Source organism: Flavobacterium paronense (assembly GCF_030409795.1).
GTDB classification, from domain to species: Bacteria; Bacteroidota; Bacteroidia; order Flavobacteriales; family Flavobacteriaceae; genus Flavobacterium; species Flavobacterium paronense.
Window position 1 is genome coordinate 2,765,932 of sequence record NZ_JAUFQN010000019.1, and the last position, 26,299, is coordinate 2,792,230.

At 35.2% G+C, this 26,299-nt stretch carries 23 protein-coding genes; 10 read left to right on the plus strand and 13 right to left on the minus strand.

All coding sequences use genetic code 11. The annotated features are described in order from the left end of the window. Nucleotides 1-147: 147 nt before the first annotated feature. Genes glmS through QWY90_RS13260 form a run of 3 tightly spaced genes read right to left on the minus strand, consistent with a single transcriptional unit; the run spans nt 148 to nt 4,696 of the window. Nucleotides 148-1,998 (minus strand): glutamine--fructose-6-phosphate transaminase (isomerizing), encoded by a 1,851-nt coding sequence (glmS, locus tag QWY90_RS13250; protein ID WP_290286452.1) that lies wholly within the window; start codon nt 1,996-1,998, stop codon nt 148-150. A gap of 11 nt (nt 1,999-2,009) precedes the next feature. Then, nucleotides 2,010-3,872 (minus strand): BamH family beta-barrel-assembly machinery protein, encoded by a 1,863-nt coding sequence (bamH, locus tag QWY90_RS13255; RefSeq protein ID WP_290286454.1) that lies wholly within the window; start codon nt 3,870-3,872, stop codon nt 2,010-2,012. Between the two features lie 17 nt (nt 3,873-3,889). Then, nucleotides 3,890-4,696, minus strand: a complete 807-nt coding sequence (locus tag QWY90_RS13260; RefSeq protein ID WP_290286455.1) for a glycogen/starch synthase — start codon at nt 4,694-4,696, stop codon at nt 3,890-3,892. Nucleotides 4,697-4,800: 104 nt separating this feature from the next. Between QWY90_RS13260 and panC the strand changes: the two genes are divergently transcribed. The 9 genes from panC to QWY90_RS13305 all read left to right on the plus strand — a co-directional run bounded on the left by panC (nt 4,801) and on the right by QWY90_RS13305 (nt 15,265). After that, on the plus strand, nt 4,801-5,649 hold the full coding sequence (gene panC, locus QWY90_RS13265; RefSeq protein ID WP_290286456.1) for a pantoate--beta-alanine ligase: 849 nt from the start codon (nt 4,801-4,803) through the stop codon (nt 5,647-5,649). A 14-nt stretch (nt 5,650-5,663) separates the two neighbouring features. Beyond that, nucleotides 5,664-6,014, plus strand: a complete 351-nt coding sequence (gene panD / locus QWY90_RS13270) for an aspartate 1-decarboxylase (RefSeq protein ID WP_290286457.1) — start codon at nt 5,664-5,666, stop codon at nt 6,012-6,014. A gap of 6 nt (nt 6,015-6,020) precedes the next feature. Beyond that, a complete protein-coding gene (locus tag QWY90_RS13275) occupies nt 6,021-6,986 on the plus strand; it encodes a lysylphosphatidylglycerol synthase transmembrane domain-containing protein (RefSeq protein ID WP_290286458.1) in 966 nt (321 codons plus the stop codon). A gap of 58 nt (nt 6,987-7,044) precedes the next feature. Continuing rightward, nucleotides 7,045-8,325, plus strand: a complete 1,281-nt coding sequence (locus tag QWY90_RS13280) for an alpha/beta hydrolase-fold protein (RefSeq protein ID WP_290286459.1) — start codon at nt 7,045-7,047, stop codon at nt 8,323-8,325. Next, nucleotides 8,325-9,686: a DNA repair protein RadA gene (gene radA / locus QWY90_RS13285; RefSeq protein WP_290286460.1), complete on the plus strand. Its 1,362-nt coding sequence runs from the start codon at nt 8,325-8,327 to the stop codon at nt 9,684-9,686. The genes QWY90_RS13280 and radA overlap by 1 nt, the downstream gene beginning before the upstream one ends. Nucleotides 9,687-9,698: 12 nt before the next feature. Next, the gene (locus QWY90_RS13290) at nt 9,699-11,648 is read left to right on the plus strand and encodes a transglycosylase domain-containing protein (protein ID WP_290286461.1); all 1,950 of its coding nucleotides are present in this window, start codon (nt 9,699-9,701) and stop codon (nt 11,646-11,648) included. Between the two features lie 107 nt (nt 11,649-11,755). Further along, nucleotides 11,756-13,414 (plus strand): DUF4139 domain-containing protein, encoded by a 1,659-nt coding sequence (locus QWY90_RS13295; RefSeq protein ID WP_290286462.1) that lies wholly within the window; start codon nt 11,756-11,758, stop codon nt 13,412-13,414. Between the two features lie 88 nt (nt 13,415-13,502). Then, nucleotides 13,503-14,906, plus strand: a complete 1,404-nt coding sequence (locus QWY90_RS13300) for a PQQ-dependent sugar dehydrogenase (protein WP_290286464.1) — start codon at nt 13,503-13,505, stop codon at nt 14,904-14,906. Between the two features lie 14 nt (nt 14,907-14,920). Beyond that, on the plus strand, nt 14,921-15,265 hold the full coding sequence (locus QWY90_RS13305) for an SdpI family protein (protein WP_290286465.1): 345 nt from the start codon (nt 14,921-14,923) through the stop codon (nt 15,263-15,265). Here the strand turns inward: QWY90_RS13305 and QWY90_RS13310 are convergent. From QWY90_RS13310 to QWY90_RS13320, 3 genes are all read right to left on the minus strand, one after another. Continuing rightward, complete coding sequence (locus tag QWY90_RS13310; RefSeq protein ID WP_290286466.1) at nt 15,262-16,296, minus strand: aldo/keto reductase; 1,035 nt, start codon at nt 16,294-16,296, stop codon at nt 15,262-15,264. The two genes, QWY90_RS13305 and QWY90_RS13310, sit on opposite strands and share 4 nt — an antisense overlap. A 378-nt stretch (nt 16,297-16,674) precedes the next feature. Further along, a complete protein-coding gene (locus tag QWY90_RS13315) occupies nt 16,675-17,640 on the minus strand; it encodes an OmpA family protein (protein ID WP_290286467.1) in 966 nt (321 codons plus the stop codon). A 49-nt stretch (nt 17,641-17,689) separates the two neighbouring features. Further along, on the minus strand, nt 17,690-18,451 hold the full coding sequence (locus QWY90_RS13320) for an exodeoxyribonuclease III (RefSeq protein ID WP_290286468.1): 762 nt from the start codon (nt 18,449-18,451) through the stop codon (nt 17,690-17,692). Between the two features lie 163 nt (nt 18,452-18,614). Between QWY90_RS13320 and QWY90_RS13325 the strand changes: the two genes are divergently transcribed. Next, nucleotides 18,615-20,432, plus strand: a complete 1,818-nt coding sequence (locus QWY90_RS13325) for a GNAT family N-acyltransferase (protein ID WP_290286469.1) — start codon at nt 18,615-18,617, stop codon at nt 20,430-20,432. Between the two features lie 32 nt (nt 20,433-20,464). Here the strand turns inward: QWY90_RS13325 and QWY90_RS13330 are convergent, their stop codons facing one another. From QWY90_RS13330 to preA, 7 genes are all read right to left on the minus strand, one after another. Beyond that, complete coding sequence (locus QWY90_RS13330; protein ID WP_290286470.1) at nt 20,465-21,181, minus strand: M48 family metallopeptidase; 717 nt, start codon at nt 21,179-21,181, stop codon at nt 20,465-20,467. 87 nt (nt 21,182-21,268) lie between these two features. Next, the gene (locus QWY90_RS13335; protein ID WP_290286471.1) at nt 21,269-21,700 is read right to left on the minus strand and encodes a magnetosome magnetite crystal formation protein family; all 432 of its coding nucleotides are present in this window, start codon (nt 21,698-21,700) and stop codon (nt 21,269-21,271) included. After that, nucleotides 21,697-22,101 (minus strand): DUF2752 domain-containing protein, encoded by a 405-nt coding sequence (locus QWY90_RS13340; RefSeq protein ID WP_290286472.1) that lies wholly within the window; start codon nt 22,099-22,101, stop codon nt 21,697-21,699. The genes QWY90_RS13335 and QWY90_RS13340 overlap by 4 nt, the downstream gene beginning before the upstream one ends. Nucleotides 22,102-22,104: 3 nt before the next feature. Beyond that, on the minus strand, nt 22,105-22,443 hold the full coding sequence (locus tag QWY90_RS13345) for a TM2 domain-containing protein (protein ID WP_290286473.1): 339 nt from the start codon (nt 22,441-22,443) through the stop codon (nt 22,105-22,107). A 118-nt stretch (nt 22,444-22,561) separates the two neighbouring features. Continuing rightward, complete coding sequence (locus tag QWY90_RS13350) at nt 22,562-23,512, minus strand: 2-hydroxyacid dehydrogenase (protein ID WP_290286475.1); 951 nt, start codon at nt 23,510-23,512, stop codon at nt 22,562-22,564. A 104-nt stretch (nt 23,513-23,616) separates the two neighbouring features. Further along, nucleotides 23,617-24,852 (minus strand): M20 family metallo-hydrolase, encoded by a 1,236-nt coding sequence (locus QWY90_RS13355; protein ID WP_290286476.1) that lies wholly within the window; start codon nt 24,850-24,852, stop codon nt 23,617-23,619. A gap of 176 nt (nt 24,853-25,028) precedes the next feature. After that, on the minus strand, nt 25,029-26,297 hold the full coding sequence (gene preA / locus QWY90_RS13360; RefSeq protein ID WP_290286477.1) for an NAD-dependent dihydropyrimidine dehydrogenase subunit PreA: 1,269 nt from the start codon (nt 26,295-26,297) through the stop codon (nt 25,029-25,031). Nucleotides 26,298-26,299: the final 2 nt, after the last annotated feature.

The window sequence follows — 26,299 nt, forward strand, 5'->3', positions numbered from 1 at the left end:
TTTAAGTTTTTATTAACGATTTGGCATTATTGCTAAAAAAAAAATTATGCGCACATACAAAATGAAACTTTTAATAAATTAATCATAAAATTTTGAACAAAAAAAAGCGAGACATAGTCTCGCTTTTTAGCTATTTTATGTTGATAACTATTCTACAGTAACTGATTTCGCCAAATTTCTTGGTTGGTCTACATTACAGCCCCTTAATACCGCGATATGATAAGACAATAATTGCAAAGGAATTGTTGTTATTAATGGTGATAAAGCATCCGAAGTTTCTGGAATTTCGATAACGTGATCAGCTAACCCTTTAACTTGAGTATCGCCTTTAGTTACAACAGCGATAATCTTTCCGCTTCTGGATTTAATTTCCTGGATATTACTAACCACTTTATCATAATGCCCTTGTTTTGGTGCTATTACTATTACTGGCATTTGCTCATCAATTAAGGCAATTGGTCCGTGTTTCATTTCGGCAGCAGGATAACCTTCGGCGTGTATATATGAGATCTCTTTGAGTTTCAATGCGCCTTCTAATGCAACAGGGAAATTATAACCTCTTCCTAAATACAAACAGTTTGTTGCATTTTTAAATTTGGTTGCTATTTCTTTAGCTTTCTCATTAGTTGAAGCTAATGCTTCGGCAACTTTTTCAGGAATAACTTCAAGTTCTTGTAAATAGCGGTGGAAATCAGAATTTGACAAAGTCCCTTTAGCTTTTGCCAAACGCAAGGCTATCATAGTCAATACGGTAATTTGTGTGGTAAAAGCTTTGGTTGAAGCTACTCCAATTTCCGGCCCAGCATGTGTATAAGCGCCAGCATTAGTTTCTCTTGAAATGGATGAACCAACAACGTTACAAACTCCGAATACAAAAGCACCTTTTTCTTTGGCCAACTTAATAGCCGCTAAAGTATCGGCTGTTTCACCAGATTGCGATATGGCAATTACCACATCATTTTTATTAATTATCGGATTTCTATATCTAAATTCTGAAGCATATTCAACCTCAACCGGTATTCTGGCAAACTCTTCAATTACATACTCTGCAACTAATCCGGCATGCCATGAAGTACCACAAGCTACAATCATTATTCTATCTGCATGAAGAAACTTTTCTATATTATCTTCTAAGCCTGCCATTTGAATAATCCCTTGATTAGCTAACAATCTTCCTCTATAAGTATCCTTAATTGCATTAGGTTGCTCATAGATTTCTTTTAGCATGAAATGGTCATAACCGCCTTTTTCTATTTGCTCCAAATTCATTTGAAGTTCTTGAATATAAGGATCAACTAAAGAATCATCTTTAATTTTTCTGATTTTCAATGGTTTGTGAAGTCTAACGATAGCCATTTCTTCATCTTCTAAATAGATAGCGTTTGAAGTATATTCAATAAAGGGAGATGCGTCAGAAGCGATAAAAAATTCCTCTTCTCCAACTCCAATTGCTATTGGACTTCCTAACCTTGCAACGATAATTTCATCTGGGTTTTCTTTGTCAAAAACACAAATAGCATAAGCTCCAACAACTTGGTTTAGAGCAATTTGAACTGCTTTTCCAAGCTTTATGTTTTCTTTCTTTTTTACGTCTTCAATTAGATTTACCAAAACTTCAGTATCTGTATCTGATTTAAAAGTATATCCTCTTTTAAGTAACTCTTTTTTTAACGGTTCATAATTTTCTATGATTCCGTTATGAATAATTACAATATTCCCCGAATTTGAAACATGAGGATGAGAATTAATATCATTAGGAACTCCATGAGTTGCCCAGCGAGTATGTCCCATTCCAATAGTTGCTTTAGAGGATGCAATATCCTTCGACTTGTCTTCAAGGTCAGAAACTTTACCTTTAGTTTTAGCAATTTTAAGGTCTTTACCATCACATAGCATGATTCCGGCACTGTCGTAACCTCTATATTCTAATCTTTTTAATCCTTTAATTACTATTGGATAAGCTTCTCTAAATCCGATATAACCAACAATTCCACACATAACAGTAAATATTAATTAGGTTTTGTATAATAAATTTTTAGCTTCAATTTTTTATCATCAGGAACAACAGGACTTGTTCCGTAAAGTATTGTTCCTAATGGACTCAAAACCGACATAGTTGGCGCACCGGTTAAATTGCTATTAGGTGTTCGAAGTTTAGAAAGCCCCACATTATTGATGTTTTCTGTAACTGATAAACCAAGTCGAACGTTTGTGGAATCATTTTTAATTAAATTCCTAACATAATTTGTTATTCTAACCCTGAATTTTTTTGCTCTGTTCCCTCTTCCATCACTTACATTTTCAGTCTGAACAATTCCGTCGTGTACAATTTTACCCAATTTAGGTTGAATTCCGTTAGTTGTAAAGTCAAAAGTGTAATCTACTAAAACCTTTTTATTTGTCAAATCATATAAAAAAACACGATTGGGTTCTACTGGTTGAGCTTCGGTAGTAGCTGGGAAAAAGTTTGACATGGCAGATTTGTCAACTTTAAACGTTAGATTGGCTTCATTAATCATCCATCTGTTTTTTATGGAGTGATAGATTTGAGCCGGATTATCATCAATTAATGGAAATTTAAGATCATCCAATTCATCAGGAACTCCATTTGGAACTGCGTTTTTATAGTATATGAAATAATGATTAGTTGTTGGCTTTCCTGATGCATCAAGAGGAACTATAACATTATTTTCATCAACGGCTATTCCGTCACTATTTTTTTTAATATCATATCTAAACAAATCTGTCGAACCAAATAAATCTATTATTGCCATAGAACCTTCGCCACCTTTTAAATAAAGTCTTGATGCTTCTTGTGGACTATTGGCAGCATTTAAATAATCTATGTTTTCATTAGAATTTTGTAACAAACTGATGGTGTTTCCGGTAAAATTTAATGGAAATGATTTACTTACTCTTTCTTTTTTGTATTCGTTTTCTGTTGTGTTTACATTGTCTGGCGTAATTTTATCTTCCTTGTAATAAATTGTAATTTTTCCTGCTTTGAAATTTAGCATTGCCATATTTCCTGGATTGCCGTTTTCTGCTTTAAAATAAATCCCTCTGAAGTAATTTTTAAATAGCGTATTACTTTCTAATTGACCACTTGGAGCGTTTAAAATTTTATCATAAAAAACATCCGTTCTCAAATGCAATCGCATTGAAGGCACAGATCTTGGGGCAGGATCAATCAGAGTAACACCGTCTGATTTATAGGTCTTTAATGCATGCTCTCTATTATCAAAATAAAATTGATCGTTTTCACGACTATCAGCATCATTATTCAACAAAACCGGAACTTTATTATTATCAATTAAATTATTTTGATCAGTATAAAACAATTGTTGTTCGGCCAAAGATTGATTGGGATCCAAATCTCTCAAATAATAATTAGATTGGTACAGACTTAATTTAAACTTTGAGTTGGCACTTCGAACCGCTTCACCATAAATAGAATCTAACAAATATTCATTTGTTCCATCAGAATTTGCCGTTTTTAATGTCTTAAAATAGGGTACGTCTACAATCACACTATCAATAGTAGGAAGGTCAACATAAAGGTCAGTATCTGTGTTATTAAAAACAGGACTTGTAGATGAAAGTTCTAACTGTGTAACAAAGTTTGCCTGTGTAGTTCCAAAAGCAGGATTAGAATAAAACCCAAGTGGATTAATAGGTAAGTTATTAGAGGCTATAGGGCCTAGCTTTTGATTGTATGCATTAACCGTTAGCGTGCTGTCCACATCAAACCCGAAGTGATCTTCACCCACAATATCGGTTCCTAGTTCATTAAAATCTTTATCGCAAGAAGCGAAAATTATGGTAATAATTCCAAATAGTAAAATTGGACGTAAAAATGATTTTTTGTGCATAAAAATTATCTATTTTTTTAAGAAAGCATCTCTTTATAAAAGTTTGTATATGCTTCGGTAAATTTGTCTTTCGAGGCGAAAGGTAAAAAAGGTTTTCCTGATGATTCTATAAATTTTGTTAAACTTGCCGACACATTTTCTGACGCAATAATAATACCATCTGAATGCTTAATCGATGCTTTGATAAGGTTTTCATAATTAGGCACCTCTAATTCCTGAATGGCATCATGCGGAATGTTGTCAAACTTGATTTTATTTATCATTTCAGAATCTAAAGTACCATCAAACGACTGACTGTAAACAGATGTCACAATTTTTGTTTCCGAAAACAGCGCTTCGTCTTTGTAATAATGCTTCATGTAAATAGGCAATAAACTCGACATCCAACCATGAACATGAATAATATCCGGAACCCAATTTAATTTCTTAACCGTCTCAACAACTCCTTTTGCAAAGAAAATAGCTCTTTCATCATTATCGGGATAAAGCACTCCATCTTCATCACTGAAAGAGGCTTTCCTTTTAAAATATTCATCGTTATCAATAAAGTAAACTTGAATTCTTTCTTTTGGTATCGAAGCTACTTTTATAATCAAAGGCATATCCAAATCGTTTACCACTAAATTCATCCCCGACAAACGAATAACTTCATGTAATTGATGTCTTCTTTCATTAATATTACCATATCTTGGCATAAAAATTCTAATCTGTCCGCCTTGATCATTTATCATTTTGGGAACATCATAAGACATTAAAGAAACCTCATTCTCAGCCAAATACGGCACCACTTCAGATGATACATACAATATCCTCTTATCTTCCATAATCTATTCTACTTTATTATTGGCAATAAAAAACAGGCAAAAGTACAAAAATTTATGCAGTTATTTATGAAAATGGTAAGTTTGCAACTCATTTACTAAAGCCAATGCTCCTTTTTACTACTCAAAACGAATTAGTTTCTTATCTCAATTCTGTTTCAAAAAAAGAAACCTCAATTGGTTTTGTACCAACAATGGGCGCATTGCATCAAGGACATCTTTCACTTTTAGAACAAGCGCTTCAAAATAATGATTTGGTGGTAATAAGTATTTTTGTCAATCCAACACAATTTGACAATGCTACTGATTTAGCAAAATATCCAAAAACATTAGATCAGGATATTGAGAAAATCAAAGCTATTTCTGATAACATCATTGTATTTGCTCCAAGTGTTGATGACATTTATAATGGCAAAACAGTCTCTACAGCTTTCGACTTTGGCGGATTAGAAAATCAAATGGAAGGCAAGTTTCGAGTTGGTCATTTTAATGGCGTAGGAACTATAGTAAAACGTCTTTTTGAAATTGTAAAACCAACCAATGCGTACTTTGGCGAAAAAGATTTTCAGCAATTGCAAATTGTAAAAAAAATGGTTGAAAAAGCCAAAATGTCCGTCAATATAATTGGATGTCCAATTTATAGAGAACCCAATGGTTTGGCAATGAGTTCGCGCAACGAAAGATTATCCGAAGTGGAACGAAAAGAAGCGGCAATTATATATAAAACCATTTCACAAGCTAAGGATTTATTTAAAACAAAATCAGCCGCAACAGTTTCACAGTTTGTGTCAAATACGTTCAAAAAACATCCTAAGTTTGAATTAGAATATTTTCAAATTGCAGACGAAGCTACCTTATTGCCATGTATCAGAAAAAGCAACGCCAAAAAATATCGCGCTTTCATCGCCGTTTTTGTTAACAATATCAGATTGATTGACACGATTTCATTAAATTAAATTACTTTAGCGCCATGCAAATTGAAGTTGTAAAATCTAAGATTCATAGGGTAAAAGTTACTGGTGCCGATTTAAATTATATTGGCAGTATCACTATTGACGAAACCTTGATGGAAGCGGCAAATTTGATTGAAGGCGAAAAGGTTTCCATAGTAAACGTCAACAATGGTGAGCGTTTCGATACCTATGTTATCAAAGGCACAAAAAATTCAGGCGATATTACATTAAATGGACCAGCGGCCAGAAAAGTTCATAAAGGCGATATTATCATTATTATGTCCTATGCTTTAATGGATTTTGAAGAAGCCAAAAACTTCAAACCTTGGTTGGTTTTTCCAAACGAAACTACTAATTCACTGACCTAAAATCTCTTGAAAAAACAAATCGGTAAATGGTTGACGGTTCTAATTCCTCTTTTGATAGGAATAGGAATTATATACTATCAATTTACCACATTGACTTCTGAGGAAATCGGGAAAATTAAGATCAGTTTTGAAAAGGCAAATTATTATTACATCTTATTATCGCTCGTTATTGCTTTAGTTGGCTACTGGTCAAGAGCGTATCGATGGAAATTTGCGCTGAATCATTTAGGGTATCAAACCAAATTCTCCACTAATTTTTTAACCGTTTGTGTTTCCTATTTGGTCAATCTAACTGTTCCTCGATCAGGAGAAATTACTCGTGCTGCCTTATTAAAAAAATACGAAGACGTCCCGTTTGACAAAGCATTTGGAACCATCGTTGCCGAAAGAATTGTCGATTTACTCATCTTTTTTCTCTTTGTTTTTATTGGATTTGTTTCCCAATTTGACAAAATTTATCAATTCCTTTTAAGTGAAAATGTATCGCTAGAATCCTTGATTATTACTGGAATTGTTGGGCTAGTTTTATTCTTGGTTTTTATACTAATTTGGATTTATGCCGAGTGGGAAATAATCTTAAAACTAAAGAAAAAATTATCCGGATTGGTTGAAGGTATAACAACAGTTTACAAAATGAAAGACAAATGGAAGTATATATTTCATTCGTTTTTTATTTGGTTTTCTTATTTAGCTATGTTTTATATAGCCATATTTGCCTTACCAGAAACTTCAGAAATTAGTTTTGATGTTGTAATTATGGGCTTCATTTTTGGCAGCTTGGCCGTTGGTTTTTCTAATGGTGGATTAGGCGCTTATCCTTTTTCTATCGCCTTAATCTTTTCGCTTTACGGAATTACAAAAGATGTTGGAACTGCCTTTGGGTGGCTAGTTTGGACATCACAAACCGTTTTGGCAATTCTCCTCGGATTGATTTCCTATGTTTTGCTTCCTGTTTTAAATAGAACTAAATAATTTACTATCTTGCTAATCGTTTTAGCATAATTATTTTATTCAACCAAAACCTAAATTCATGAAAAACCTATTGCTGTTTTTAATAGTCATTTGTTCTAATGCTGTTTTTTCTCAAAAAATAACGGATACTATATCGTCTAAAAAACTTAATGAAGATCGAGAAATTATTATTGGTTTACCACCATCCTATCAAAAACATCCAAATCAAAAATATCCGGTTTTAGTCTTGTTAGATGGCGATTTTCTTTTTGATGCTTTTCAAGGTGCTTTAAGTTATGGTAACTATTGGGACGATTTGCCGGAGGTGATTATAGTTGGAATTACTCAAAACAAAAACAACGAACGTGAAACCGATTGTGCCATTGATGAAACTACTAGCTTACCAACCGAAAAAGGCGAAAGTTTTTTCGAGTTTATGGGTATGGAGTTGTTGCCCTATATTGAAAAAAAATACAGAACTGCTCCCTTTAAAATGATTGCTGGATTAGATACTACAGCCGCTTTTTTAAATTGTTATCTCTACAAAGACAATCCTGTTTTTGATGCCTATATTTCTATGAGCCCTGAGCTTCCTGCAGGAATGGAAGAACAAATTCCGGAACGATTAGCTGCAATCAAAAAACCTATTTTTTACTATCATTCTTCTGCAGAGGGCGATGTGAAAAAAATGAGAAATCGAATTATTGCCTTAGACGAGGTGGCAAAAAAAATAAGTATTCCAACGCTTAATTATAGGTTTGACGATTTCAAAGGAGCGTCACATTATTCACTGGTTCTGAATTCGATTCCAAGTGCTTTGTATCAAATTTTTTCTGTTTACCAGCCAATTTCAACTACAGAATTTAACGAAAAAATAGCAGTGTTACCCTCAGGATATGTTGATTATTTGGCAAAAAAATATGATGTAATCGAAAAGTCTTTTGCGCTAAAATTAGCCATTCGTTTAAATGATTTCAAAGCAATAGAAGCTGCTATACTAAAAAACAAAGCGTACAATGAGTTTGAACCATTAGCACAATTAGCCAAGAAAAATTATCCAAAATCAATGCTTGCTGATTACCAATTGGGTCAGATGTATGAAAAAACAGGAGAGAATGCAAAAGCAATTAAAGCTTATTTGACAGCTTTTCAACGGGAAGAAATCGGAGATTTAACTAAAGATATGATGGTTGAAAGAGCCGATGCATTAAAAAAATTGTTGCCTAAAAAAGGTAAGAAAGGAAAAGAAGAACCTGTTGTAGAAGAAACGCCTCCAACGGATGCAGTTCCAACCGATACTCCTCCAACAGAGGCAACTCCAACCGACACACCTCCAACAGAAGAGAAAAAAAAGGAATAATGTCTAAAATAAAAACTACTTTTTTTTGTCAAAATTGCGGCGCTCAATATGCTAAATGGCAAGGCCAATGCAATTCATGTAAAGAATGGAATACCATTGCAGAAGAGATAATTCAAAAAGAAGAAAAAACAAGTTGGAAACCATCGAGTACAGATACTAAACGGGTTTCCAAACCACTGCGAATAAAAGAAATTGATTCGACTCAAGAAGTGCGAATGGACAGTACTGATGGCGAATTAAATCGCGTCCTTGGTGGCGGTATTGTTCCGGGTTCCTTAATCCTTTTGGGCGGAGAACCTGGCATCGGAAAAAGTACGTTGCTGTTGCAGATTTCTTTAAAATTACCTTATAAAACCTTATATGTTTCGGGAGAAGAAAGTCAGAAACAAATTAAAATGCGCGCAGAACGTATCAATCCAAACAGTGAGAATTGCTACATTTTGACCGAAACCAAAACCCAAAATATCTTTCGGCATATTGTAGAAACCGAACCCGATATTGTCATTATCGATTCAATACAAACGCTTCACACCGACTATATTGATTCAACACCCGGAAGCATTTCTCAGATTAGGGAAACTACAGCTGAGCTTATAAAGTTTGCTAAAGAAACCAATATTCCTGTAATTCTGATTGGTCATATTACCAAAGACGGAAACATTGCAGGGCCAAAAATTTTGGAACACATGGTAGATACTGTTCTTCAATTTGAAGGCGACAGAAATCATGTTTACCGAATACTCCGTTCGCTCAAAAATCGTTTTGGCTCTACAGCGGAATTGGGGATTTATGAAATGCAAGGTTCTGGCTTGCGCGAAGTTTCTAATCCTTCCGAAATTTTAATTTCCCATCGGGAAGAAGAACTATCTGGCACGGCAATCGCCTCAACGCTGGAAGGTATGCGACCGCTGATGATTGAAATTCAAGCATTGGTTTCGACCGCAGTTTATGGAACACCGCAACGAAGTACCACAGGTTATAATGCCAAACGATTAAATATGATTTTGGCCGTATTAGAAAAACGTGCTGGCTTCCGTCTAGGGACAAAAGACGTTTTCCTTAATGTTACTGGCGGAATTTCTGTAGATGATCCGGCAATTGATTTGGCTGTTGTTGCCGCAATTTTGTCTTCCAATGAAGATATCGCTATCGGAAAAGAATATTGCTTTGCCGGTGAAGTTGGACTTTCAGGCGAAATTCGTCCGGTAAACCGCGTTGAGCAACGGATTCAGGAAGGAGAAAAATTAGGCTTTTCAACCATTTTTGTATCCAAATACAATAAGATTTCCAGCAAATTTCCGGGAATAAAAGTTGTTTTGGTTTCCAAGATTGAAGAAGTGGTTGAGCAATTGTTTGGGTAAGGAAATAACACTATGAAAAATGAAAAACAAAAAGCATTTCTCTTCCTAAAAATCTTTGGCGGATTGTTGCTGCTAGGTTTGCTGTTGCTTTTTGCTTTTCGGAATACAATTTTAGACAAAGTCATTCATCGCATTGATGCCAAACTCGAACGGGACTATCAATGCACCTTAACGATACAAAAAGCCGAATTTCATGGTTTGACGAACATAGAATTTCAGAACATTTCTTTGGTGCCAAAAAAAGCCGACACATTGGTACAAATCAGTAAACTGAAAACTAATGTTAGTTTCTGGAAACTTATTATTGGTGATATTCAATTGGGAAAACTAGAAATTAATAAAGGGTTTATTCAATTAGTGAAGACCAAAAACGGTAGCAATTTTGATGCTTTTCTACATTCAAAAAAAGAGAAGGATGAAAATGCGGAAGTCAATTATGCTAAGCTTTTAAATCGTATTTCATCCAAGTTAATGGATTTAATTCCAACTGACATGCAGGTAAACGGTTTTGCATTTAAAATAAATGACAAAGGAAACAAAGTGATTTTTGATTTCAATCAATTGGTTTTAAACGATAAAAAACTCACCACCATTATTCAGGTTACTGCTGATAATTTTTCACAGCAGTGGAGTATTAATGGTTTTGCCGACCCAAGAGACAGAAAAGCAGATCTGACTTTTGCCAATGCTGAAAATGACACGATTAAAATTCCGTATTTGGATAAAAAATTCAACTTAAAAACGGGTTTCAAATCCATTCACTTCAACATGGAAAACTTAGCTATAGAGAGTGGAAAATTACACATTGACGGTTATTCTTCTATTGAAAATTTATTTGTCAATCATGCCAAAATTGCCAGTAAAGACGTCGTTATAAAAAATGCCCGCTTTGATTATCATTGGATAGTTGGCGAACGTTTTATTGCTTTGGATAGCACTTCTACGCTGCAATTAAACAACATCAAATGCCAACCTTATTTATCGTATACCAACGAAAAAGATAAAGTTTACAGGCTTCTATTGAAGATTCCTAAAATGAAAGCACAGGATTTTATAACCTCCTTACCTACCGGATTATTTCGTCATTTTGAAGGCATGCAAGCACAAGGGAATTTTAGCTATGGGTTGAATTTTGAATTCAATAACCACAAGCCTAACGATGTGGTTTTTGAAAGCAAACTCAAACCTGAAGGACTGAAAATTAACAAATATGGCGAAGCCGATTTAAACAAAATCAATGGCGAATTTGTCTATCGTGCTATTGATAAAGGTATTTTACAAAGACCTATTTTGGTTGGTGCTTCTAATCCAAATTTTACATCTTTGTCATCAATCTCACCTTATTTGCAAAAGTGTGTTTTGACCAGTGAAGACCCTTCCTTTATGACACATCGCGGATTCATAAATGAAGCCTTCAAACAATCGATTGCCAAGAATATCCGCACCAAAAAATTCTCTCGTGGCGCCAGTACCATTAGTATGCAATTGGTAAAAAATGTATTTCTAACTCGGGAAAAAACATTGTCTCGAAAATTAGAAGAAATTCTATTGGTTTATATTTTAGAAAACAACAGAATTAGTTCAAAAGAACGTATGCTCGAAGTTTATTTTAACATCATCGAATGGGGACCAAATGTATACGGAATTGGAGAAGCATCGCAGTTTTATTTCCAAAAAAGACCTTCCGATTTGAATGTAAATGAATGCCTGTTTTTGGCAACTATTATTCCGAGTCCAAAAAAATTCATGTACCGTTTTGATGCTACTAACCAATTGAAACCTTCTGTCAAACAGCAAGAGACTTTCTTAACCAAACTGATGTTTCGGCGCGCTATTTTGACGACTAATGACACCATTGATAATTTTCCATTGTCCATTTCGGGCCCAGCAAAATTGTTTTTAAAACAAAAAACAACTGTCATTGATTCCGAAGATACTCCAGTAGAAGAATTTGAATTTTAGATAAAACTATCGACTACAATTCAAAACACAGAAGCTACTTCAGTATAAAGTGAATACTTTTTCTTATATTTTTACGTTGTTATAGATAGTAATTATAATTTTATATCATGAAAAAACTTATTTTATGTCTGTCCCTTTTGGTCTCAACCACTATTTTGGCACAGAAACCAATTTTCACCACTGCGAAAGTCAAAGCAGCAACAGTTTATTTCAATGCAGCCGAACTATCGCAAACCACTGCTGTAAATATTCCTGCCGGAACCAGCGAAATTGTGATAAAAAATGTTGCCGATTATTTGAATGAAAGTACTGTTCAGATTGGCGCACCCAATTCGGTTACGGTATTATCAGTGCAGTTCACACAAAATTATATTTCAGAATACGAAATTGACGAAGCCAATCCGGTGATTAAAAAAGTACGTGACAGCATTACCTGGACACAAAAAGAAATCAAAAAAGTACAAATTGAAACCTATTCTAATAAACAAACCATTGCGCTTTTAGATGCCAATCAAAATGTTGGTGGCGCCAATACCGGCTTGAATGTAACCGAATTAATGAAGTTAGTCGATTTCTACAAAACCAAAAGAACCGAACTTGACAATACCATTGTTACTATGGAAGAGAAGGAAAGAAAACTCAATCTGAAACTCAAAAACCTAAACGACAAACTCGAAATAAATACCCAAAAAGAAGAGAAAAACTCCAAAGGCAAACTGATTATTCAAGTGATGAATGATATCGCAGGATTGGTCAATTTGGACATTAATTATATTACCGATAACGCTTCGTGGACACCTTTTTACGATTTGCGTGCTGAGAATATTACAGCACCAATAAATATGATGTACAAAGCACAAGTAGTTCAAAGTACAGGAATAGACTGGAAAAAAGTGAATTTAACATTGTCATCCGGAAACCCTAATCAGAATAATCAAATGCCGCTATTGAGTTCTTGGTTTTTGAGGTATCAAGATAATATATTGTATGATAAAATTTCAGTGAATGGCTATCTTGGTGTTCAAAATAAATTACAAGGAAGAGCTGCTGGAATTAAGGTAAAAAAAGAATTAGCAAATAGCTATACATATGTTGATACCATTTCTTCTGATAATGAAATTGCTTCTGTATCAAATTACACCAACATTCAAGAAAACCAGCTCAATGTTTCCTTTGACATAGACATTCCGTATGATATTTTATCCAATGGAAAACCTCACAGTGTAGCCTTAAAAGAAATCAAATTGCCAGCTACTTATAAATATTATGCCGCACCACGAGTAGAAAAAGAAGCGTTTCTTTTGGCGGAAATCAATGATTATTCGAAGTATAATTTATTGTCCGGTGAAGCTAATATCATCTTTGAAGGATTGTATGTTGGCAAAACGATGATTAATCCAAATCAAACATCAGACACTTTGAATTTGAGCATGGGACGTGATAAAAAAATCTCCATCAAGCGTGAAAAAGTAGTAGACAAATCGGGAACACGTTTTTTATCGTCTAAAAAAGAACAAACATTTACTTACGATATCACTATCAGAAATAACAAAAAAGAAGCTGCCGATGTTACACTAAAAGACCAGTATCCATTAAGCACGGATAAAGAAGTTGAAATTGAATTATTGGAAAGCAATGGCGCCAAAGAAAACAAAGAAACCGGTATTCTGACTTGGAATTTAAAATTGGCCTCTAATGAAACTAAGAAAATCAGAATCAGTTATAAAGTCAAATATCCCAAAGATAAAATCATAGATAATCTATAAAATCAACAACGCAATCCTAACCGATTGCGTTTTTTATGACAATTTGATTGTAACCTTTTTATTTCTAACTTTACGAAAAATAAGTTTTATGAAAAAACTATTACTTCTATTCATTCTCCTTTCTACTCTTTTTTCAAACGCTCAAACTATTGCTTTGCAAAGTTTTGCAACAGGTTTTTCTAATGCGGTTGGAATAGTTCATCCTCCAAATGACAGCCGCCTTTTTGTATTACAACGATTTGGTTTAATAAGAATACTAAATTCAAACGGGACAATAACTGCAACTCCATTTCTTGACGTTTCAACTCTGGTAAGTACAAGTCCGGGAAATGAAAGAGGCTTGTTGGGCTTAGCATTCCACCCAAATTATGCCACTAATGGAATATTTTTTATTAATTATACCGATACATTGGGAGATACCGTTATTGCTAAATATACTGTTTCTGCAAATCCAGATGTAGCCAATACTACAGCAACAATTTTAATGACAATTGACCAACCTTTTTCTAATCACAATGGTGGCTGTATAAATTTTGGCCCTGACGGATATTTATATATTGGTATGGGAGATGGTGGAAGCTCTGGAGACCCTAATGGTTATGCTCAAAACTTAACCGTTGATGCTGCAAATCCGAGTAGAATAAATTTGGGAAAAATGCTTCGTATAGATGTGGACACCACAGTTGGCGCTCTAAATTATGGCTTTCCTCCAACCAATCCGTTTATAAATGAACCGGGTAAAGAAGCAATATGGGCTTACGGTTTGCGTAACCCTTGGAAATTTTCATTCAATCGATTAAATGGTGATTTATGGATTGGCGATGTTGGACAAGGTGCTGTTGAAGAGGTAGATAAAATAACCGCTCCTTTACCGACAGGTTTAAATTTTGGTTGGCGATGTTATGAAGGAAATTCAACTTATAATACTTCTGGTTGTGCTCCGATGTCAAGTATGGTTTTTCCGGTGGCTCAATATGATCATTCCACTGGATGTGCTATAACTGGTGGCTATTTATATACTGGAAGTATGTATCCTAATTTTGCTAATAACTATTTTTATACCGATTATTGCGATAACAAAATTAGAACTTTAAATGCGGCAAATGTAGTGTCAACTACCGCTTCTTTCACTGGGAATTTTACAGCTTTTGGTGAAGATGCAAACGGAGAATTATATGTCGCGGGTATTACAAATGGCATAATCTATAAAATCATAGATTCTTCGCTTGGTTTAAATGACTTTAATAAAAATGGACTAAGCTTTTATCCAAATCCGGCGAAAACCGAAATTTTTATTAAAAATAGTGCTGAAACAGTTCTTTCCAAAGCGAAAATTTTTGACTTAACCGGGAAATTGGTGCTAACTAAAACTATTGAAAATAATGATAGTAATCCTTCGGTAAATATCACTGCTTTATCTAGCGGATTTTATATGATTGCTGTTGAAGATGTATCCGGAAATCAGTATCAGTCTAAATTGGTTGTAGAATAAAACAAAGAGGCTTGATGCAAAACACCTCAACGCTACCCATGCTAATGTTTACTTTTGGATTATTATTTTTGGTTATTTCTTTTGTGGAATATTTTTTTCCGTCAAAAAGCAGAAATCAAAAAGGATATAGAACAAAAAAAGCATTGTATTCTCAGGAAACCTGGGATTTTGCTCAAAAATATTATGCCAAAATGCTTTTTCGCTGTTCCTTACTTTTGATTGTTTTGTCTTTTATAGCAACATTTATGACTTTCTCGGATACCCTTGCAATAGTGACATTCTTTATAACAATACTGCTTTTAAGTTTTTTTATTTATTATAAAACAGAAAATGCCTTGAAGAAAAAGTTTGATTTTTAAGGTGCCGGATTCGGAATCAATTCCTGAATTTTATTGATTTCATTTATAACTTCTTGCGACAAAACGGTTTCAAAAGCCACAATGTTTTCCTGAAGCTGCTCCATGGTTGTTGCACCAATTATAGTTGACGTCACAAAATCTTGTTGGTTTACAAAAGCCAGTGCCATTTGAGTTAAAGTTAATCTGTTGGCTTCAGCTAATTCCTGATACATTTTTGTAGCTCGGTGACAGTTTTCGTTAGAATAACGTGAAAACTGAGGAAACAATCCTAAACGTGATGTTGGTAAAACTCCGTTCAAATGTTTGCCAGTCAAAAAGCTGAATCCCAAAGGAGAATAAGCCAGTAAACCAACATTTTCGCGCATACCGATTTCAGAAAGTCCCACTTCATACAAACGATTCAGTAACGAATAGGGATTTTGAATGGTTACAATTCTTGGCAAATTATGTTTCTCGCTTTCGCTGATAAATTTCATTACACCATATGGATTTTCATTGGAAACGCCAATGTGTTTTAGCTTTCCTTCTTTGATTAAACCATCATAAACGCTCAGCACTTCAAAGAAATTTTCCTGCCAATTCGTGTCAATTTTTGAAATGCCACGTTGCCCGAACATATTCATGATGCGCTCCGGCCAATGCATTTGATACAAATCGATATAATCGGTCTGCAGGTTTTTTAAACTCAAATCAACTGCTTCGTGTATGCTTTTCTTTGAAAAATCTAACGGATTTCTGATGTATTCCATCTTTCTGTTTGGTCCGGCAATTTTAGTAGCAATGACTAAGTCTTCTCTTTTTCCTGATTTTTTTAACCACGTTCCAATATACTTTTCGGTAAGTCCAAGTGTGGCTTCGCGGGCAGCTATTGGATACATTTCGGCGGTATCGATAAAAGTAACGCCATTATCTGTAGCATAATCCAATTGGGAATGGGCATCGCTTTCTGAGTTTTGTTCTCCGAAAGTCATGGTGCCAAGGCAAATTTTGCTAACTTTTATATCAGTATTGGGTAAGGTAGTATAATTCATTTTTGGAATTTGAAGTCGATTTTTGTGGCACAAAAGTAAAATATTGTAATCGTTTAAATGGTTTGATTAACACATTTTTTGGAAACGTTTACGAATAAAAAATTCCTAATACGGTAAACAAAAAATCCTGCATTAGAATCATTTTAATCCTAATGCGAAATCAAAACAATCTTAATGTGAAATCATCTTGTCGACAACGCGTAATTTTTTTGTTTACCGTATTGGCGGAGAAGAAAATCCTGCATTACTATTTTTTTGTTTACCATATTAGAAAACAAAAAAATCATGCATTGAAAAACAAACTCTCTACCGTATTAGACATAAAAAAAGGTCCAAAGCCTAAACCCTGAACCTTTTCAATTGACTTTTGCCTATTTACTAAAACTCATTCAGCATCTTAGAAATCTCGTCTAATTTTGGAGTCAGGATAATTTCAATTCTTCGATTCTTCGCTTTACCTTCATTGGTATCATTACTCAATAACGGAGCAAATTCGCCACGGCCTGCAGCAGTTAAGTTTTGCTTTCTGATTCCGCCATTTTCACATAAAATATTTACAATCGCTGTGGCTCTTTTAGTAGATAAATCCCAGTTGTTTTCTATACCACCACCAATATTTCCCAGAATTTTATCGTTGTCGGTATGCCCTTCAATCAAAACGGTAATGTCCGGATTTTGAGCCAGAACTTTTCCAACTTCAACTACAGCGCTTCTACCTTCTGAACCCACAGCCCAGCTTCCGGTTTGGAACAGCAATTTGTTTTCCATCGACACATATACTTTTCCGTTTTTTTGGTAAACAGTCAATCCTTTTCCTTCAAAGGCATTCAATGCTTTTGACAAGGTATCTTTCAGCTTTTTCATAGCGGCATCTTTCGCTGCTATCATGCTTTCTAACTCGTTTAATCGTTTAGTGTTTGATGCTAATTCGCTGCTTAGTTTATTCAATCGGTCTTGCTCAGCCGCCAATGTTTTTTCTTTAGCGTCAAGTTGGGCCAACAAATCACGATTCTTTGCCATATTGGTTTCTAAGGCATCGTTGCTGTTTTTCTCTAAGGCGGCATACGAATCTTGTAAAGCTTTCAAGTTGTTGCTTGTTGCTGTGCAATCCGCTTGTAGTTTGTCCCTGTCAGCTTTTAGTTGATCACGTTCTGCTGTCAAGGCTTTATTCACCGAATCAAATTCGGCATTAGCTTTATGAAGTTCATCGTTTTCATCCGATAAGAATCGGTTTTCCTTTTTTAAATCGGTGTATTTGTTTTCCAAATCGTTGTAGATTTTTTTGGAAACACATGATGTCATCAAATTTAATAAGGCAAGGCTTAAAATTATTTTTCTAATCATTCTCATCTGTATTCTATTTTCTATGTTCTTTTCTCTTGCTTCTTTTCTCTTAATCAATCTCCACTAAAATCGGACAATGGTCAGAATGCTTAGCTTCAGGCAAAATTACAGCTCTGCTCATTCGGTCTTTTAAATTTTCGCTTACTAAATTATAATCGATACGCCAACCTTTATTATTACCTCTGGCACCAGCGCGATAACTCCACCAACTGTAATTGTGCGGTTCTTTATTAAAATGACGGAAGCTATCAATAAAACCGCTTTTCATAAATTTATCCAACCAGGCACGTTCTTCAGGTAGAAATCCGGACACGGTTTTATTGCGAATTGGGTCATGAATGTCGATTGCTTCATGGCAAATATTATAATCGCCACAAATGATAAGATTTGGAATTTGCTTTTTTAACGCATCAATATAATGCTGAAAATCATCCATGTATTTGAACTTGTGGTCGAGTCGGTCTAAATTCGTTCCCGATGGCAAATACAAACTCATCACTGAAATAGTGTCAAAATCAGCTCTGATGTTTCTTCCTTCAAAATCCATGTGCGTCACTTCGGTTCCATGAACGACTTTGTTGGGTTTTATTTTGGATAAAATGGCCACACCACTATAGCCTTTTTTTTGTGCCGAAAAATAATATTGATACGGATAACCTGCTGCTGTTATGTCTTCGGTTGGAATTTGGTCTTCGTTAGCTTTTATTTCCTGAAGACAAATCACATCAGGATTGGCTTGTTGTAACCAATCTAAAAATCCTTTGGCTATGGCTGCCCGAATGCCATTAACGTTATAAGAAATAATTCTCATCAAATGTTGTTAAGAGTTTGTTCAAATGTAAATAAAAACATAAACATTTGAAACTCAAAATCAATAATAAAAATTTAATATGCCTTTGGTGATTTCCGTATTTTGTTTACCCTATTTCAGTAGAATTGTTATCTTTGTTTCTCGCTCAAAAAACAAATTATACATGGGTTTAGTTACTGCTAAGGAAGTTGCCAAAGCGATAAAAGCTGATAAATACGGGGTTTTCGGGACTTTTTGTGGCTGGTTATTAATGAAAGCTTTAAAAATTTCGACCCTAAACAAAATGTACGACCGAAATAAACATTTAAGCGAAATCGAATTCCTAAATGCTATTTTGGATGAGTTGCAAATCAAATTTGAAATTCCGGAAGAAGACTTTAAGCGTTTGCCAAAAGACGGAGCTTACATCACTATTTCCAATCATCCTTTGGGTGGCATTGATGGTATTTTGTTATTAAAACTGATGCTTGAAAAAGAACCAGATTTTAAGATTATTGCCAATTTTCTTTTGCATCGTATTGAGCCGATGAAACCCTATATCATGCCCGTAAATCCTTTTGAAAACCACAAAGATGCTAAATCGAGCGTGATTGGAATTAAGGAAACGCTACGTCATTTGAGCGATGGAAAACCACTAGGAATGTTTCCTGCCGGAGAAGTGTCTACATATAAAGACGGACAATTGGTGGTTGATAAAGAATGGGAAGAAGGTGCCATAAAAGTAATTCGAAAAGCACAAGTACCAGTAGTTCCGATTTATTTTCACGCGAAAAACAGTCGTTTTTTCTATTTGTTATCCAAAATAAATCCAACGCTCAGAACTGCAAAATTGCCTTCAGAATTATTGACACAAAAAGGTCGAGTAATTAAAGTTCGTATTGGGAAACCGATTTCGGTAAACGAGCAAAACGAGCACAAAAGTATTGAGGAATACTCAGAATTTTTGAGGAAAAAGACCTATATGTTGGCCAATTCTTTTAACAAAGAAAATAATATTTTTGACCCGCAAAATCTGAATTTGAACCTGAATTTAAAATCTCCAAAAAATCCAAAACAGATTGTAAAACCGGCAAATCACGATAAAATTTTAGAGGAAATTGAAGCCCTAAAAGGTGGCGATTATCGTTTATTGCAAAGTAAAAACTATTTGGTTTTTCTTGTCCCGGCTGATGTAATCCCAAATATTCTTCACGAAATTGGACGACTACGCGAAATCACTTTTAGAGCGGTTGGAGAAGGAACTAATGAATCTATTGACTTAGATAAATTTGATACTTATTACCACCACATGTTCTTATGGGATGAAGAATCACAACAAATCGCTGGTGCATACCGAATGGGCTTGGGTTCTGAAATCTTTCCTAAATATGGAATCGAAGGTTTTTATCTGCAGGATTTATTCCGATTTGAACCCGAGTTATATGATATGATGTCAAAATCTATCGAAATGGGAAGAGCGTTTATCGTCAATGAATACCAACAAAAACCAATGCCGTTGTTCTTGCTTTGGAAAGGAATTGTGCATACTACGTTGCGTTATCCTGAACATAAATTCTTAATTGGTGGCGTTAGTATCAGTAATCAATTTACCGAATTCTCGAAGTCATTGATGATTGAATTTATGAAGTCGCATTATTACGACCCTTACGTGGCGCAATACATTCATCCGAAAAAAGAATTCAAGGTAAAACTTAAAGATGCCGACAAGGATTTTGTATTCAACGAAACCGAATCTGATTTGAATAAGTTTGATAAAATTATTGATGAAGTAGAACCTGGAACATTGCGTTTACCTGTTTTAATAAAGAAATACATTAAACAAAATGCTAGAGTTGTGGCTTTTAATGTTGACCCGTTATTCAATAATGCAGTTGACGGCTTAATGTATATCCGAATTGCCGACTTACCAGAAAGCACAGTAAAACCAGTAATGGAAGAATTTCAGGCGGAACTCGAACGAAAAGAAAAGAATTATAAATAAAAAAGGCATCCACATAACGGATGCCTTTTTTGTTATTCTTTACTAACTTGTTCTTGAAAGGCTTTCCAGTCTTTTTCAGAAAGTGTGGCTTTGCTTTTTAGCGTTTTCCCTTTTATGTATTCCAAAATATATTTGGCACGAGCTTCAGAATCCGGATGATCTGAAATCCATTCCATGTTTTTATCCGATTTGTTGTCTTGCGCCATTTGAAACATAAAATCAGCCATCGGTTTAGGATCAATATTAGCCTTTAGCATATAATCAACACTAGTGATATCAGCCTCTTTTTCAAGCTTTCTGTCATAAGCAGAAGAACTTAAAGTTTTCAATATTTCTCGAGCCAATTGTCCGCCTTTTGAACCACCGGTTGCTGTTAACAACACCGAATATCCAATTTCTTTTGACAACTTTTTCATCACATGGTTTTTTTCGATATGCGCTATTTCATGTCCTAAAACCCCTTGTAATGCTTCTTGCCTTTTACAATCTTCAATCAATCCAGAATAAACCACGAGATGATTATTAGGTAAAGCAAAAGCATTGATTTCGTCTTTTTTAACAATATAAATTTTTAACGAATCACGGTGAATATCATTGGCATCACATAATGGTTTAAGTAACTTATCTAATGATTTTACAATAGTGTCGTTGGTAATTATTTCTTCAGAATCTTGTATTTCATTCCAAATCATATCCCCCAATTTCTGTTCAACTTTCTCCGTTCTTTCTTGTACTTTAAAAAATTTCATGAAATCCAATTGGGAAAAACCAAACCATATCAGGAAAAATCCAGATACAATAATTAGTCCTTGAAAAATAGTTTTCTTTATCATAATTTATGGTTTACAAATTAAGTTAGTAATATTCCCGAAGAACAAAAACTGAACATGTTTCCCTTTACGTGTTTGAATAGCGGCAAAAATAGTGGAGAAAATTTCCAATAAATTAAATAGGATAACTGTAAATATGTAAGCAAAGTATTGGTTGCTTACTTTTTCATCTGTAAAAATAATGGAAATGGTCCACCAAAAACTAGCACTGTTAATTCCTAATAATGCTAATTGTGAAAATAAAGACTGCATACAATGCCAGCGTACAAAATAAGTTCCTTTTCTATTGGCTAAATAGAAAAAGAAAGTAGCAAATAAATTTATAATAGGTAATGGCATTCCGGCGATAAGTGCTACCAAAGACATCAAATAACTGTTCGATGCTTTCTCGCGTTCGTGTTCGCCTGGTTTATAAGCAAATGTGGTTTCTTGTATCATAAATGTTTGTATATATTCCAAATCCAGTTGAGAAGTACTAATAGTATTAAAATCGAGGCAAGCCATGGTTTTCTTATGGTAGCTTCTGTTTTTTTATACCAAAAATAAAAAGTTTCTTTTTTTAAAACAATATCTGTCATTACCCAAAGCGGGAAGAAAAACATCATTATAGCAACTAAAATCCCGAACGGATTTAGCACCACAGATTGAATGATTCTTCCTTGAAAAAGCAATGTCAAAGCTCTCGTTGTACCACAAGAAGGACATGGAAAACCTGTCACATTTTTAATGATACACACGTGAACTATTCTACTTTGTGAAGTGTAAACGTTGTAAAAAAAATAAATAAATCCAGCTGAACAAGCTATAAGCAACAAGGAATATAACTTATTTCTTGTCATTTATTAATAAAATGTGTTTTGGAACGTTTCCATGTTTTTTTCACGAGTTGCTCCCATGATTAAGAACCAGTCAATGATTGTCCAGATTCCTAAACCACCACATGTTAAAAGCTTTCCTATTCCCATTCCTGTATCGCCAATCATAAAACGGTCTATTCCTAAACCACCTCCTAATAAAGAAACTATGATGCTTGTCGTTGGATCTTTGAATTGCATAACTTGAACTAATCCCCATTTTGAATCATCGAGAGATATTAATTTTTCTCTAACAGCATTTAAATGATGGCCTTCAAAATATTTTGCATTGGTCATCATAAACATGTCAACTTTTTGTGCGTCCATAATACGTTTGGTTTTAATTGGTTTTGTGTTAATTTATTCGTCTAAAATATAAAAAAATATAAGAAAGCGCTATCAATTGGTTTCCAAAGTTCAATTTTATTTCCTTAAATGGCTATTGCTAATATAATTTCTTGATTTTATCAACAATAACCTGTGCCAGTTTTTGATGACTTTCAAATGTCCAACCCGCGATGTGTGGGGTTAATAAAACGTTTTCCGCTTGTAATAAATAGTCAAAAGCTTTAGGTTTTTCGGTGTCGATAAAAAGATTTTCGAACGACAACTTTTCATATTCCAAAACGTCTAATCCGGCTCCTAAAATTTTCCCTGATTCTAAAGCCAAAACTAAATCATCCGTCACTACATTTTTACCTCGAGAAGTATTGATAAACCAAAAAGGTTTGGCAAAAGCATTGATGAAATTAGTATTAATCATTTTATCTGTTAGCGTTGTCCATGGAATATGTAAACTTAGAACGTCAGCTTTTTGTTGAAGTTCCGGTAAGGAAACCTGTTTGGCATTTGCATCTCCAACAGCTGGAAGGATATCATAACACAAAACTTCTACATCAAATCCGCGTAGTTTTTTAGCAAATGATTTTCCCATATTACCATAACCAATCAGCCCGATGGTTTTGCCTTCGAGTTCATAGCCGCGATTTCCTTCGCGAATCCATTTTCCTTCTCGAACCAATTTATCGGCCCGATTTAATTTATTCATTAATGACAAAAGCATTCCTAATGCATGTTCGCCAACTGCATTTCTATTGCCTTCGGGAGCTGCAATAAGATGAATGTTTTTAGATTCAGCATAATCACAATCGATGCTTTCTAAACCAGCACCAACGCGAGCAATGAATTTAAGATTCGTGGCTTTATCGATAAATGCTTTATCAATTTTAAATCGGCTGCGGATAACGATTCCTTGATAGTTCTGGATTTTTGCTTCAATTTCTGTTTTAGAAGAAGTGAAATCGGCTTCGTTTTGAAAACCTACTTGTTCCAATTGTTCCCACAATAATGGATGATTGCTGTCGATGTGAAGTATTTTGACGTCTTTGATGGACATAGTTTTGTGTTGAAAAAGTAAAGATAGTATTTATTGAAAGAGAATAAAAAAAGCCATCAAATTTCTCCGATGGCTGGCTCTTGTTTTGTATGGCTTGGACTATTTTATTTTTTCAATACCTCGATTACAGTTCCTAATAAGACATTAGCTCCAATGGCTAAATCTTCATAAGAAGAATATTCCAACGGATTATGACTGATACCGTCTTTGCAACGCACGAAAATCATACCGTAATCGCAGACGTAAGACAAGGCCATAGCGTCATGAAATGGTCCACTCATTAATTCAATTTCATCCAAATGCAATTTTTGACATTCGGCATGAATGATTTCTTTTATCCAATCGGCACAATAACGCGGGTCGCTTTTGGTGTCTTCTGAAATAGAATAAGTTAAACTGTGTTTTTTGGTTATAGATTCAATCTTATCTCTAAGTTGTTTTTCGTAACGATTTCTTCTTTCCAAATCGATGTCGCGTAAGTCTACAGTCATGGTAACTTCTTCGGCTATGATGTTTCTTGATGCTGGAAAAACATTCAAAGTTCCAACCGTTCCAACCGTTGGATTTCCTGGAACCTGAGTGGCGATTTCATTCAAGGCAACAATGATTTCAGCGGCTCCAACCATAGCGTCTTTCCGAATTGGCATTGGAACCGAACCTGCATGACCTGCCATTCCTTTTAGTTTGACTGTCCACCACAATGGTCCCGAAATTCCGGAAACTACGCCGATTGGTTTGTGCGCCAAATCCAAGACAGGACCTTGTTCTATGTGCAATTCTAAAAAACAAAAAATGCTTCCAGGTTTATATTCTGATTCCTTGAATTTGCTAATATCGCAACCGAAATCTTTTAAAGCTTGTTCACGTGTAATTCCGTCTTGGTCTTTTCGTTGCAATTCGCCTTCTTCGAGTTTGCCTAAGATTCCGCGTGAACCAAAAAGTCCTTTGTTAAAGCGCCAGCCTTCTTCATCAGCAAAGGAAATGACTTCGATTGGTCTTTCCGGGACAACTCCGTTTTCGTGCAAAGTTCTAACAACTTCAATGGCGCATAAAACTCCGGCAACACCATCAAACCGCCCGCCGTAAGGTTGAGAATCGAGATGTGAACCCATCATTAAAACGGGTAATTCAGGGTTTTTGCCTTCGAGTCTTCCGATAAGATTCCCGAAATTATCTATACGAACAGCCATTCCGGCTTCTTTAATCCAAGAACTAGCAATTTCGAAACCTTGTTTTTCTAACGCTGTATGCGCTGGACGACAGGTTCCGGTTTCGCCTATTTTGCCTATTTCAGACATGGCTTCAAAATAACTTTGAAGACGTGATGGGTTTATTTTCATCTAATAATTTTTTAAACCATTAAGAAATTAAGATAATTAAGTAGTGTTTGCGTGAGGGATTGCAGCAAGTATCCTTTTTTGTTTAGATTCCTCCTCCGTCGGAATGACAAATGCTATAACAAAAAAGATACTGCGGAAAGCCCGACCCGCCTTTTCGGCGTGGGCACGCCCAAAAATTAATGGTCATTCAACGGACGCCCTTCTCTTTGCCAGTCTTTCCAGTTCACATATTCTGGTGCGACTCTGTGTTCTTCCATCGTGATGCAGGCGTCAACCGGGCAAACTAGTTTACACAAATTACAGCCTACACATTCTTCTTCTTTTACGGTGTAATTGTTATACGGATTACCTCTTTCAACATTAATCGATTGGTGTGAAGTGTCTTCGCAAGCGATATAACAAAGTCCGCAATGGATGCATTTGTCTTGGTCGATTTTGGCGATGTGATGATAGTTGATGTCTAAATCTTCCCAATGGGTTATTTTTTCTACTGATTTCCCGATGAAGTCGGTGGTTTTTTCGAAGCCTTTTTCGTCCATCCAGTTGTTTAGACCATCGCACATATCTTCGACGATTCGGAAACCGTGATTCATGGCTGCGGTACAAACTTGTACTGAAGTTGCTCCTAAAAGCATGAATTCGACAGCATCTTTCCAGGTACTAACGCCTCCAATTCCTGAAACAGGAACTCGCGAAGCAATTGGGTCTTGAGCGACAGTTGTCAGCATTTTTAAGGCGATTGGTTTTACGGCCGGACCGCAATAACCGCCAAAAACGCTTTTCCCTGCTACGTATGGATTTGGCACTAAAGTATCCAAATCAATTCCGGTTACACTTTGAATCGTGTTGATTAAACTCAACGCATTGGTTCCGCCTTCAACAGCTGCTCTTGCGGTTGGAACTACCGAATGTACATTTGGCGTAAGCTTAGTAATTACTGGGATTGTAGCTTTTTCCATTACCCATTCGACTACCATTTTGGCAATTTCCGGGTCTTGTCCAACGGCTGCTCCCATACCTCTTTCGGTCATTCCGTGAGGACAGCCAAAGTTCAATTCGAATCCCATTGCTCCGGCATCTTCGGCTTTCATGATTAAATCGTGCCAAGATTTTCGGTCGTTATCTGCCATAAGCGAAACAATCATTGCTCTATCCGGGAACATTTTTACGACTTCGTAAATTTCTTTTAAATTGATTTCTAAAGGTCGGTCGCTGATCAATTCGATATTATTGAAGCCCATCATTCGTTTTCCGCCATAATTGACAGAAGAATAACGCGAAGAAACGTTTTTGACTTGTGAGCCTAATGTTTTCCATACGACTCCGCCCCAACCTGCTTCAAAAGCACGGACAACATTGATTAATTTATCTGTTGGTGGCGCGCTGGCCAACCAAAAAGGATTGGGAGATTTTATACCTAAAAAATCTGTTGATATATCTGCCATAA